The sequence below is a fragment of the Thermogemmatispora sp. genome (assembly GCF_019683635.1).
Lineage (GTDB): Bacteria > Chloroflexota > Ktedonobacteria > Ktedonobacterales > Ktedonobacteraceae > Thermogemmatispora.
The window spans coordinates 1-13,452 of the sequence record NZ_JADGIA010000147.1; the positions used below are offsets into that span (position 1 = coordinate 1).

Genomic DNA, 13,452 nt, shown 5'->3' on the forward strand with positions numbered 1-13,452 from the left:
CGTCAGATGTTTATAAGATACAGCCCAAGTACAGCGAGGATGAGTGTCGCGACCGCGATGCCACCTATGCCGCCCCGCTGACGGTCAAGGCGCGCCTGATCAATAAGGAGACGGGCGAGGTCATCGAGAAAGATATCTTCATGGGGGACTTCCCCCTGATGACCAAGCAGGGCACCTTTATTATCAACGGCGTCGAGCGCGTCGTGGTCAGCCAGCTTGTGCGCTCGCCGGGGGTCTACTTTACCGCCGAAGAGGATGCCAGCACCGGGCGCAGGCTCTTCGCCGCCAAGTTGATCCCGAACCGCGGCGCTTGGCTGGAGTTTGAAACAAGCAATAAGAATCTCCTCTCCGTCAAGATTGATCGCAAGCGCAAGTTGCCTGTCACTACCCTGCTGCGCGCTGTCGCCAGCATTGCCCGCGAGCAGTGGCACACCGAAGACGTCGATCTGACGACGGATCAGGGCATGATTCAAGCCTTCAGCGAGGCTGACGACGATCCCAACGTGCGCTACATCCAGACGACGCTGGATCGTGATCCGGTCAAGCGCGAGGAGGAGGCCCTGCTCGAACTCTACAAGAAGCTGCGCCCTGGCGATCCCGCCACCCTTGATAATGCGCGCTCGCTGGTGCGCAACCTCTTCTTCAACCCGCGGCGCTATGACCTGGGCAATGTGGGCCGCTACAAGCTCAACCGCAAGCTGGAGCTGGCGGTGCCGCAGCATATCCGCGTCTTGACGCTGGACGATCTCGTCCATATTATCCGCCGTCTGATCCGCCTGAACAACGGTCACGGGCGCAAGGATGACATCGATCATCTGGGCAACCGTCGCGTGCGCTGTGTGGGCGAGCTGATTCAGTCGCAGTTCCGCGTTGGCCTGCTGCGCATGGAGCGCGTGGTCAAGGAGCGCATGAGCATCCAGGAGCCGGGCCAGGCCACGCCCAACGCCCTGATCAACATTCGCCCGGTGGTGGCGGCCATGCGCGAGTTCTTCAGTGGCAGCCAGCTCTCGCAGTTTATGGAGCAGACCAATGCTCTGGCGGAGATTGGCCACAAGCGCCGCCTCTCGGCCCTCGGTCCTGGCGGTCTCTCGCGCGAGCGCGCCGGTCTGGACGTGCGCGACGTCCACCGCTCTCACTACGGGCGTATCTGCCCCATCGAGACGCCGGAAGGTCCCAATATCGGCCTGATTGGCTACCTGGCCACGTACGGACAAGTCAATCCCTACGGCTTCATCGAAACGCCCTATCGCAAGGTCTACCGTCGTCTGCGAGCCAATGACCCGCGCCTGATCGGGCGTGAGTTCCGCGGCGTCGTCGGGCACGAGCGGGAGGATGTTCTCGACGAGGACGGCCAGGTGCTGGTCAAGGCGCACGAGCGCGTGCGCGTCGATGAAGACCTCTTCTTGAAACTGTCAAAGCTGCTCGGCGACGCCTGGGTGCATGTCCGCGCCTTTGTCACCGATGAGGTACAGTATCTGACCGCCGACGACGAGGAGAATTACAAGATCGCCCAGGTGAACGCGCCGCTGTTGGAGAACGGTGAGTTCGCCGAAGAGCGCACGCTGGCTCGCTACCAGGGCGAGTTTATCATGGACAGCACGGACAACATGGACTTCATGGACGTCTCGCCGCGTCAGGCGGTGAGCGTCGCGACCGCGCTGATCCCCTTCCTGGAGCATGACGACGTCAACCGCGCGCTGATGGGCGCCAACATGCAGCGTCAGGCGGTACCTTTGCTGCGACCGCAGGCGCCGGTCTGTGGCACCGGCATCGAGCGTCAGGTGGCTATTGACTCTGGTCAGGTGATTGTCAGTGAGGTCGATGGCGAGGTTGTCAAATCGACGGCGCGCGTCATCGAGATCATGGACGACCAGGGCGAGATCCATACCTATCGCCTGCGCAAGTTCATGCGCTCCAACGCCGGCACCTGCATCAACCAGCGGCCTATCGTGCGCAAGCGTGACCGCGTGCGCGCCGGGCAGGTCATCGCTGACAGCTCCTCGACCCAGGATGGCGAGCTGGCTCTTGGGCAGAATATTCTGGTGGCCTTCATGAGCTGGGAGGGTGGTAACTTCGAGGACGCCATTCTGATCAGTGAGCGCATCGTGCGCGAGGATCTCTTCACCTCGATCCATATCGAAAAGTACGAGGTGGATGCGCGCGACACCAAGCTCGGCCCCGAAGAGATCACTCGTGATATCCCGAACGTTGGTGAGGAGGGCCTGCGCAACCTCGACGAACGCGGCATCATCTACGTCGGCGCCGAAGTTGGGCCGCAGGATATCCTGGTGGGCAAGATTACACCCAAGGGCGAGACCGAGCTGACCGCTGAGGAGAAGCTACTGCGCGCCATCTTCGGTGAGAAGGCGCGCGAGGCCAAGGATACCTCGCTGCGCGTCCCGCATGGCGAGCGCGGCAAGGTGGTCGAGGTCAAGGTCTTCTCGCGCGAGAACGGCGATGAGCTGCCGCCCGGGGTCAATCAGCTGGTGCGTGTCAGCATTGCCCAGAAGCGCAAGATCGGCGCCGGTGACAAGATGGCCGGGCGCCACGGCAACAAGGGCGTCATCTCGCGTGTCCTGCCCATCGAAGATATGCCGTTCTTGCCCGATGGCACGCCAGTCGACATTATCCTTAACCCGTTGGGCGTACCGCACCGCATGAACCTGGGGCAGATCCTGGAGACGCATCTGGGCTGGGCCGCCACGGCGCTGGGCATCAAGATCGCAACCCCTGTCTTCGATGGTGCCAGCGAGGCCGATGTCACCGAGCTGCTGCGCCGGGCTAATTTGCCGGAGAGCGGCAAGATCCAGCTCTTCGATGGACGCACCGGCGAGCCGTTCGACCAGCCGATCACCGTGGGCTACACCTACATGCTCAAGCTGGCCCACCTGGTCGAAGACAAGGTCCATGCGCGCTCGACCGGCCCCTACAGCCTCATCACGCAGCAACCGCTGGGTGGTAAAGCGCAGTTTGGTGGCCAGCGCTTCGGCGAAATGGAGGTCTGGGCGCTCGAAGCCTACGGCGCGGCCTATATCCTGCAGGAGATCCTCACCGTCAAGTCGGATGACGTGGTGGGCCGTGTCAAGACCTACGAGGCCATCGTCAAAGGCGAAAACATCATCGAGCCGGGCGTGCCCGAGTCCTTCAAGGTCCTGGTCAAAGAACTGCAGAGCCTGGGGATCAACGTAGAGGTTCTCAACGAGGACGATCAGAAGATCCAGTTCGTTGAGGACAGCTCGAATGACGTCATGCCCGAGCTAGGCATCAATCTGTCCGGTTTCGAGGGAGATCAGTAAGGGAAACGGCGGAGGCGCCCCGCGCCATCAGTCTGCGATCGATCGCCGTCCCCGATTCCCCTATCGTCTTGGGTTGTGCCGTCGCCCGTCGTCCGCCTGCTCTCTGGTCGGCAAGCCGGCCCTGCTGATCGTCGTTCATGGTTGGCTTGCCGGCTGCCTGCCGTTCTGCCTGTCAGCAGCGCCCACATCCAGGTCAGACAGGGCAGACTGGCCCCAGGCCAGAGAGCAGGCCAGGCCGGATGAGCTGGGATGAACTGAGGAGAGCGCCCAGTACAGCGAGCGGGGGAGCGGGGCAGTCCGCAGTAAGGCAAGGCCGGCACCAGAGTGGTAGAAGCAGAGCAAACAAGAGAGCGTCGAGGAGATGGCCGGGGCCTTCCCCTTTCCCATCAGGAGGCAGCATGCTCGAAGTCAACGATTTCAACGCAATTCGCATCAGTCTCGCCAGTCCCGAGCAGATTCGCAGCTGGAGCTACGGCGAGGTCACGAAACCGGAGACCATCAACTACCGCACTCTCAGACCAGAGAAGGACGGTCTCTTCTGCGAGCGTATCTTCGGCCCCACCAAGGACTGGGAGTGCTATTGTGGTAAATACAAGCGCGTCCGTTTCAAGGGCATCGTCTGCGATAAATGTGGCGTCGAGGTCGCGCGCTCAAAGGTGCGCCGCGAACGCATGGGCCATATCGAGCTGGCTTCGCCGGTCAGCCATATCTGGTACTTTAAGGGCATTCCCAGCCGCATCGGCCTCTTGCTCGATCTGTCGCCGCGCAACCTGGAGCGCATCCTCTACTTCGCGCTCTACGTGGTCACCCACATCGACGAAGAGGCGCGTCAGAAGGCCCTGATGGAGCTGGATCGCGAACTGGCCAATCTTCAGCAGACGACCGAGGAGGAGGTTGTCGAGCGCGTCGACAGCCTCAAGGAGCAGCGCGACAGCGAGATTCAGGACGAGCGCGCCCGACTGGCGGCCCGCATCCGCCAGATTCAAGAGGAGCGTGAGCGCGATCTAGAGCGGGCCCGCCAGGCCGAGAGCGAGACCCTGGCTGAGCTGCGCGCCCAGCGCGGCAAGCCGGCGGAGGACGACATTGTCTACGAGCCGACCGGCCAGATCATTGTCCCACGCGGCGAGATCGTCACGCTCAAGCACATCGAGCTGCTGGAGCAGGTGGCTGAGACCTGCCGCAACGATATCGCCGAGCAGGCTCGCCATGCCCTGGAGGCCGTACGCGCCGAGAGCGAGCGCGAGGCCGAGCGCCTCAACCTGGACTACCAGGGCCAGATCGACCTGCTGCAGTCGCAGCTGGAGTCGCAGCGCACCGATCGGCGCCATCGTCTGGAGCAGCTGCGTCGCGACCTGGTCAACCTCAAGAAGATGGACCTGCTCCAGGAGAACCGCTATCGCGAGCTGAAGGAAGCCTTCGGCAACGTCTTCCGCGCCGGCATGGGCGCTGAGGCCGTACGCGAGCTGATCGCCGATATCGATCTTGACAAACTGGCAATGGAGCTGCGCCAGGAGATCAGCTCGACCGTGGGCCAGCGGCGTAAGAAGGCCACCAAGCGCCTCAAAGTCGTTGAGGCTTTCCGCAAGTCGGGCAACCGCCCCGAGTGGATGATCCTGACGGTGCTCCCGGTCTTGCCGCCAGAGCTGCGTCCAATGGTCCAGTTGGATGGCGGGCGCTTCGCCACCTCGGACCTCAACGATCTCTATCGCCGCGTCATCAACCGCAACAACCGTCTCAAGAGATTGCTGGAGCTGAGCGCGCCGGAGATCATCATTCGCAACGAGAAGCGCATGCTGCAGGAGGCGTGCGACGCCCTCATCGACAACGGGCGCCGTGGGCGAGCGGTGGCTGGCTCGGGCAACCACAAGCTCAAGAGCCTCTCCGACATGCTCAAAGGAAAGCAAGGTCGATTCCGCCAGAACCTGCTTGGAAAGCGCGTCGACTACTCCGGTCGCTCCGTGATCGTCGTCGGCCCTGAGCTAAAGCTGCACCAGTGTGGCCTGCCCAAGCGCATGGCCCTGGAGCTGTTCAAGCCCTTCGTCATGCGCAAGCTCGTTGAGCGCGGCGATGCCCACAACATCAAGAGCGCCAAGCGCTTCGTCGAGCGCGTCCGGCCCGAGGTCTGGGATGTCCTGGAGGAAGTCATCAAGGACCATCCCGTCCTGCTCAACCGTGCGCCGACCCTGCACCGTCTGGGCTTGCAAGCCTTCGAGGCTGTGCTGGTCGAAGGCAGCGCCATCCAGCTCCATCCGCTGGTCTGCTCGGCCTTCAACGCCGACTTCGATGGCGACCAGATGGCCGTGCATGTCCCGCTGTCCGAGAAAGCCCAGGACGAGGCGCGGCAGTACATGATGTCCACGCGCAACCTGCTGCTGCCAGCCACCGGCGAGCCGTCGATCGGCGCCACCGGCGACATGGTCCTTGGCTGCTTCTACCTGACGCAGGATCGCCCGGGCAAGAAGGGAGAGGGGCGCGTCTTCTCCGATCCGACCGAAGCCCTGCTGGCCTACCATCACGGCGTCATTGATCTGCAGGCCCTCATCAAGGTGCGCATGGATGGCATCCAGATTTTCGATGAGCCACCGCCGGCGGGGCCGACCATGTATGCGCAGCGCCAGCTGATCACCACCACCGTCGGGCGCATCATCTTCAACGAATCGCTGCCCGAGCGCATGCGCTTCAAGAACTATCCGATGAGGAAGGACGACCTGCGCGCTCTGATCTCCGAGTGCTACAAGGAGTACGGGCGCGTCAAGACCTGCGAGCTGGCTGACGAAATCAAGCGCCTGGGCTTCTCGTATGCCACCAAGGCTGGCGCCACCATTGCCGTCAGCGACATCAAGGTGCCCGAGGGCAAAGCCGAGGAGCTGGCCAAGGCCGACGCCAAGATTGCGGCCCTGGAAGAGCAGTACCGTGAGGGTCTCATCACCGACTTCGAGAAATACCAGCAGACCATCGACATCTGGAACGAAGTCACCGAGAACATCACCAAGATGGTCGAGCAGACCCTGGACCCCTACGGTGCCATCTTCACCATCGCTAAGTCTGGCGCGACCAAGGCCCGCTTCCAGCAGATCCGCCAGCTCTCAGGTATGCGTGGCCTGATGGCCAGCCCGTCCGGTAAGATCATCGACGTGCCCATCCGCGGCAACTTCCGCGAAGGGCTGAGCGTGCTGGAGTACTTTATCAGCAGTCACGGCGCGCGCAAAGGACTGGCCGACACCGCTCTGCGCACCGCCGAGTCGGGCTATCTGACGCGGCGCCTGATCGACGTCGCCCAGGATGTCATTGTCACCGAAGAGGACTGTCAGACCACCGAGGGCATCCTCATCACCGATGAAGACAGCAAGGAGATGATGCTGCCTGACATCCGCCAGCGCATCATCGGGCGCATCCTGTTGGAGCCGATCCCCGGCTTCGAGCATCTCATCGAAGTCGGCGACGAGATCACCGAAGACATCGCCGATGCCCTGGTGGCGGCGGGCGTCAAGCAGGTGCGCGTCCGCTCCGTGCTGGGCTGCCAGACCCGCCGCGGCGTCTGCCGCAAGTGCTATGGCCGCGACCTGGCGGAGAACACCCTCGTGCGCCTGGGCCAGGCCGTCGGCATCATCGCCGCCCAGTCCATCGGTGAGCCGGGCACGCAGCTGACCATGCGTACCTTCCACACCGGCGGTATCGCTGGCGCCCAGGGCGACATCACCCAGGGTCTGCCGCGTATCGAAGAGCTGTTCGAGGCGCGCGTCCCCAAGGATAAGGCGGAGATCAGCGAAATCGATGGCGTCGTCGAGATCATCAAAGACGAGAACACGGGCAGCCGCACCGTGCGCGTCGTCTCGACGAACACCATCTTCGACGAGTACCGCCTGCCGCCCGGGGCTGAAATCCTCGTCAACGAGCACGACCAGGTCCAGAAGGATCAGCTGCTGGCCCTGGAGCCGCCGCAGAACGGCAGCGAGCCGCGCGAAGTGCGCGCCCGCACCAGCGGTGAAGTGCTCTTCAACCCGAACGGCGTGCTGACCATCCGTTCCGAGGAGCGTGATGAGCGCAGCTATCCGGTGCCGGCGGCCCGCAGCCTGGCCGTCGCCCAGGGGCAGTACATCAAAGCCGGGACACCTATCACCAGCGGCCATCTCGACCCGCAGGATGTCCTGCGCATCCTCGGACGCGAAGCGGTCCAGATGTACCTCGTCAAGGAGGTGCAGCGCATCTACCGCAACACTGGTGTGCGCATCAACGACAAGCACATCGAGATCATCATTCGGCAGATGCTGCGCCGCGTGCGCGTCGAGGAGCCGGGCGACACCGACATGCTGCCCAACGACCTGATTGACCGCTTCGCCTTCGCCGAGACCAACGCGCGCGTCCTGGCCGAGGGAGGCGAGCCGGCCCGCGCCCAGACTGTGCTGCTGGGCGTCACTAAGGCTTCGCTCAACACCGACAGCTTCCTGGCAGCGGCCTCGTTCCAGGAAACCACGCGCGTGCTGACCGAGGCGGCCATTCAGGGCCAGACCGACCACCTGGTGGGCCTCAAGGAGAACGTCATCATCGGCAAGCTCATTCCGGCTGGCTCCGGCTTCTTGCAGCGGCGCCGTGAACAGCTGGCGCGCCAGCAACAGGCGCAGCAGCGCCTGACAGGCGCACCCAGCGTGGCCGGCGTGGGTGCGGGCCTGGGTGGAAACTCTGGCAGCAACGGCCACAATAGCGGTACCCCCGGCGTGGCTCTTGACAGCCTGAGTGATGAGTGATACCATATACAACCGCGCATAGATTGAGAAGGGGCGCGCACCAGCGCGCCCCTTTAGAGGACAGTTAGGGGAGGATTGCTCGTTGCCAACGATCAATCAGCTGGTCCGAAAGGGCCGTTCCAAAAAGGTCAGACGCTCGAAGGCTCCGGCGCTGTTGTATTCCTACAACGCGCTGAAGAACCGTGTCATGCGCATGCAGGGCGCGCCGCAGAAGCGCGGCGTGTGCACACAGATCCGTACGATGACCCCCAAGAAGCCGAACTCGGCCATGCGCAAGATCGCGCGCGTGCGCTTGAGTAACTTGATGGAGGTCACGGCCTATATCCCTGGCGAGGGCCATAACCTCCAGGAGCACTCGGTGGTGTTGATCCGCGGTGGGCGCGTTAAGGATCTACCCAGTGTGCGCTACCATATCATCCGCGGTACGCTCGATAGCGATGGGGTCGCTAAGCGTCGTCGCGGTCGCTCAAAGTACGGAGCCAAACGGCCCAAGCCTGGGCAGGCGGCGGCCACTTCAGCCGCCAGGGGTGGTAAGAAGTAGCGCGTGGGCGGCTGCTGAAGCGCAGAAGCATGCAAAAAGCATAGCCATCCGACCCGCCACATTCCCCGCTTCCCTGCCCGATACCGCCTGAGAGCGTTCAGGTAGGTCGGTTTACAGGTCGTGCATCACGTTCGATCACGCACTCATCGGCGTTCTTCACGCTCGATGAGTGTCGGGTGTCCTCCACGTCTGTCCCTCTGCCAGGCAGGCAACAACGAAAGAATGCGCTCGCTCTGGCGTGTCACGTGGAAAGAGACGCTCGTCTGTTTGTCTGTTCGCTTGCCCGCGCCGCGCGCTATCGTCGCCGCAGGGTAAGCGGGTCAGGGCTAAGACGGCAGTGCCGTAGTCGCCATCGTCTGACTGACTGGCTTGACTGGCTGGCTACCACCCCTGGCCTCATATCTCAAGCTCAAGCCAGCAAACAAGCAAAACCAATCCTCGCTGCAGCCTGCGGTGAAGTGAAGGTTGTCAAGAAGAGCTGCTAGTGCCTAACCCCGGGCGGGTCGGCAGATGGAGGCTGGGCCAGAGCGCTAAATAGCAAAATACCTGCACAAAGACGCGCAAGCGCACGAAGAGGCAGACCGCTCCAGTGGCCAGGCTGGAGCTGCGCAAGACAGCCTGTTACCTTGCTGGCCGCTGTTCTGGCGAGTGGGGCCGCGGAGGCCGCCACAGCGTACGCCAGCTCAGCTACCCGAGCCGGCGAGGCGACTGCAGGTCTGTCTGTCACTGTCTCTGCTGGAAGGGAAAGGTGATGGAGGCTCCCCCAGCAGGACCGGGCTGGCCAGCCCGCCTTGCGCTCGCCTCTGGCCAGCTGAGGTAGCGAGCAAGGAAGAAAGTGCTCACCGTATCAGCAAGAGCGCTGGCTGAGAAAAGGAAGCAACCAAACAGGCAAGAGAAGTAGTGAGGTCTGACGGACTGCTCGTAGTGGTTGGAGTGAGGGAGGAGCAAGGAAGAGCGGCCAGCAAGGAAGACAGCGACGTTCGCGGCAGCAGATCCGCTGCCCTGCCCGAACATGTGGGAAGGGACCCGCGCCAGTCCGCCAACTGCTGAAACGAGGCCGCCGCCGCTGGACCTGCGCCAGCGTTCACTCGATTACAGTGTGGCTTCAGTCATGAGCGCGTGAGGCGGGGCGGCCCGTGATTGGTGCGGTAACCATCGTTGCTGATGCTGTAGGCGTCTGTATCCGATTGTAGCTTCCGTTCTCATCGACGAGCAGCAGAAGCAGAAGCGCATTCCTCTAACGCGATGGGTGGGTGCCCTGCCCCCGGGGCGGCAGGCCCGCCAGGCGGCCCGGCGTTCGTCCTCCTGCCCGCTGAGCCTGGCGGGTGCGGTAGGGGAGCGTGGAGGCAGGAGGACTGGTAATGTTAAGCACAGGTGTCAGCTACAATCGAAGCGGCGCCTTTTCTGGTGCTTTGCACAAGGCAGGTATCATACGTACGTACGTAGCGTAGCGTAGATGCTCGTCTGCGCGCGTAAGCGGACTGCGGCCACGCTTGTCGGCCCAGGCCGGCAGCAGGAGCGGCGGCGAGCATGTGTGTTGACCGCGAAGCGAAAGGGAGGAAAAGAGACCTTGCCAAGACGCAAACGTGTTAGCCGTCGGTCAGAGTCGGACAAGCATAGCAAGGAAACCAAGAAGTACGAGTATCGGCGTGGAGTGCGTCGGCTCGAAGTCGTGGACCCCAAGTACCAGAGCCGCAACGTCGCGAGCTTCATCGGCAAGCTGATGGTCGATGGCAAGAAGAGCCTGGCCGAGCGCATTCTCTATCAGGCTTTCGCCTTAATCGAGCAGCGGCAGAAGCGCCCGGCGCTGGAGGTCTTCGAGCAGGCCATCAAGAACGCCACGCCAACGGTCGAGGTCAAGCCCCGCCGTGTCGGTGGCTCAACCTACCAGGTGCCCGTCGATGTCCGCAAAGAGCGCGGCCTCTCCCTCGCCATGCGCTGGCTCATCCGCTCTGCTCGCGCTCGTACCGGCAAGAGCATGGTGGAGAAGCTTGCGAGCGAGATCATGGACGCTGCCTCCGGACAGGGTGCGACCATCAAGAAACGGGAGGAAACCCACAGGATGGCAGAGTCCAACAAGGCTTTCATCCATTATCGCTGGTAATACTTAATCATGTCTAGAGAATACTCACTCGAAAGAACGCGGAATATCGGTATCATCGCCCATATTGACGCGGGAAAAACGACGACGACCGAGCGCATCCTCTTCTACACTAAGAAGATTCACCGCATGGGTGAGGTGCACGAAGGGGCTGCGACGATGGACTGGATGGTGCAGGAGCAGGAGCGTGGTATCACTATCACCGCGGCAGCTACCACCTGCTTCTGGCTCGACCATCGCATCAACATCATCGATACGCCCGGTCACGTCGACTTTACTGCCGAGGTCGAACGCTCGCTGCGTGTCCTCGATGGGGGCATTGTCATCTTCGACGCCGTCGCCGGTGTCGAACCCCAGTCTGAGACCGTCTGGCGCCAGGCCAACAAGTACAACGTCCCGCGTATCTGCTTTGTCAACAAGATGGATCGCGTCGGAGCTGATTTCTGGCGCACCGTCCAGATGATCCGTGACCGTCTGGGGGCCAATCCTCTTCCGATCCAGCTACCGATCGGTGCGGAGAGCGACTTTAAGGGCTTCATCGATCTTATCGAGCAGCATGCCGTCATTTTCCTCGACGAGCTGGGCACGCGGCCTGAGCCGACGCCCATCCCTGCTGAACTGGAGGAGGAGGCCAAGCGTCATCGCGATGCACTCATTGAGCGCGTCGCCGAGACCGACGAGGAGTTGACCCTGAAATACCTTGAGGGCGAGGAAATTACCAAGGACGAGATCCGAGCCGCCCTCCGCAAAGCAACAATCGCCGGCACTCTGGTGCCGGTACTTTGTGGCTCTTCCCTGCGCAATAAGGGCGTACAGGCTTTGCTGGATGCGGTGGTTGCCTATCTTCCTTCCCCTCTCGATATCCCTCCTCCCGTCGGCATCAATCCCAATACTGGTGAGCAGGTCGTGTTGACGGTTGCAGACGATGCCCCGTTCAGCGCCCTGGCCTTCAAGATTGTCTCCGATCCCTTCGTGGGTCGCCTGGCCTATCTGCGCGTCTATTCCGGCACTCTGACGAAAGGCTCTTCGGTCGAAAATACGACCAAAGGCAAAACAGAGCGCATCGGTCGCCTGCTGCGCATGCACGCTAACCATCGTGAGGATATCGACGAAATCCGCGCCGGCGATATTTGTGCCGCCGTCGGGCTGCGTAATACCTTCACCGGCGACACCCTGTGTGATCCACAGCACCCGGTGATCCTCGAATCGATCTCCTTCCCGGAGCCGGTGATCGAGATCGCCATCGAGCCGAAGACGCGCGGCGATCAGGATAAAATGACGATCGCCCTCAGCAAGCTTGCTGAGGAAGATCCCACCTTCCAGGTGCGCACCGACCCTGAAAGCGGCCAGACGATCATCCGCGGCATGGGTGAGCTGCATCTGGAGGTGATCGTCGACCGCCTCTTCCGCGAGTTTAAGGTCGAGGCCAATATCGGGCGTCCCCAGGTGGCCTATCGCGAGACCATTACCCGCGAAGCGACCGCCCAGGGCCGCTATGTTCGCCAGACCGGTGGTCGTGGTCAGTACGGCGATGTCTGGATTCGTGTCGAACCCAATCCCGGCAAGGGCTTCGAGTTTGTCAACGCCATTGTCGGTGGCGTCATCCCCAAGGAATATATCAAGCCGGTCGAGGTTGGTATCCGGGAGACGCTGGAGAACGGCATCATCGCTGGCTACCCGATGATCGATGTCAAGGTCACCCTCTTCGACGGCTCCTATCACGAGGTCGATTCGAGTGAGATGGCCTTTAAGACTGCCGGATCGCTGGCGATCAAAGAGGCGGCGCGCAAGGCCGGCCCCATCTTGCTGGAGCCGGTGATGCTGGTCGAGGTGACCACGTCCGAGGAGTTCTACGGCGACATCATTGGTGATCTCAACCGTCGCCGTGGCGTGATCCTGGGCATGGAGAGCCGTGGCACCGTCTATGTGGTGCGGGCCCATGTCCCTCTGGCCGAGATGTTCGGCTATGTCAATGATCTCCGCTCCTTGACCAGTGGACGCGCCAGCTATTCGATGCAGTTTGACCACTACGAACCAGTGCCGCGCAATATCGCGGACGACATTATCGCTAAGGCGGCTGCCAGCTAGAAGGATCGCTTGCTGCTGCTGGCAGCGCCTCCTTTCCCGCTGTGGGATGGGCGTGCCTGGAGGTCCGGTGTCCTGCCCTCTCCCCTGCACAGCTAGTCGGGGAGAAGAAGAAGCCGCGTCTGCGCCGCACCTCTCACTCACGCCGGTGGCTGGGCGGGCGGGATCGCTCCGCTCCACAAGAGCAGAGCTGTGCCGGTCCAGCTCTCAATCACCAGCCCTGGAGCCGATGCCAGGGGACGGCCTCCCAGGGCACCGTTCTGAGCGAGCGCTGCGTTCAGGCAGCAAATGGGGTTTGCAGAACCGCACCCACCCATCTGCTGCAAGGCTGGCCCAGCTCTCGCCCGGTCCCTCCTCGGGCAAGGAACGGACCGCTAACTCTATCTCTGGTCGCGTCGTGCGGCGCTCGCTTCCCGAAAGCGCCCGCACCGCACGCAGCCTGACTCGCACCAGGCGAGTGCATGCTGCTCTACCCTATCTTGGCTGGTAATCGTGAGACAAGGCCGTTGCAAGGTGCACCCCCTGGGCACATTATCGTATGTCTGTTGCACTGAGCATGTGAGCACTAAGAAGTGAGGATGAACAATGGCGAAGCAGAAGTTTGAGCGGACGAAGCCGCATGTGAATGTGGGCACGATCGGGCACATTGACCACGGGAAGACGACGCTGACGGCGGCGATCACG

Annotated in this window: 6 protein-coding genes; all 6 read left to right on the forward strand. The window is 62.3% G+C overall.

Going from position 1 to position 13,452, the window contains the following annotated elements; genetic code table 11:
• Window positions 1–3,296, forward strand: a 3,296-nt coding sequence (locus IRZ31_RS15155) for a DNA-directed RNA polymerase subunit beta (RefSeq protein WP_297155097.1), incomplete at its 5' end; no start/stop codon positions are given.
• Window positions 3,297–3,694: 398 nt separating this feature from the next.
• Window positions 3,695–8,041, forward strand: a complete 4,347-nt coding sequence (rpoC, locus tag IRZ31_RS15160) for a DNA-directed RNA polymerase subunit beta' (protein WP_297155099.1) — start codon at window positions 3,695–3,697, stop codon at window positions 8,039–8,041.
• 82 nt (window positions 8,042–8,123) lie between these two features.
• Window positions 8,124–8,582 (forward strand): 30S ribosomal protein S12, encoded by a 459-nt coding sequence (gene rpsL / locus IRZ31_RS15165; protein WP_052890675.1) that lies wholly within the window; start codon window positions 8,124–8,126, stop codon window positions 8,580–8,582.
• Window positions 8,583–10,236: 1,654 nt separating this feature from the next.
• Window positions 10,237–10,686 carry a 30S ribosomal protein S7 gene (gene rpsG, locus IRZ31_RS15170; protein WP_297155102.1) on the forward strand — a complete coding sequence of 150 codons (450 nt, stop codon included), beginning with the start codon at window positions 10,237–10,239 and terminating at the stop codon, window positions 10,684–10,686.
• Window positions 10,687–10,695: 9 nt separating this feature from the next.
• The gene (gene fusA / locus IRZ31_RS15175) at window positions 10,696–12,771 is read left to right on the forward strand and encodes an elongation factor G (RefSeq protein ID WP_297155101.1); all 2,076 of its coding nucleotides are present in this window, start codon (window positions 10,696–10,698) and stop codon (window positions 12,769–12,771) included.
• Between the two features lie 582 nt (window positions 12,772–13,353).
• Window positions 13,354–13,452 (forward strand): GTP-binding protein (locus IRZ31_RS15180; protein WP_297155103.1); only part of this gene is annotated, 99 nt, incomplete at its 3' end.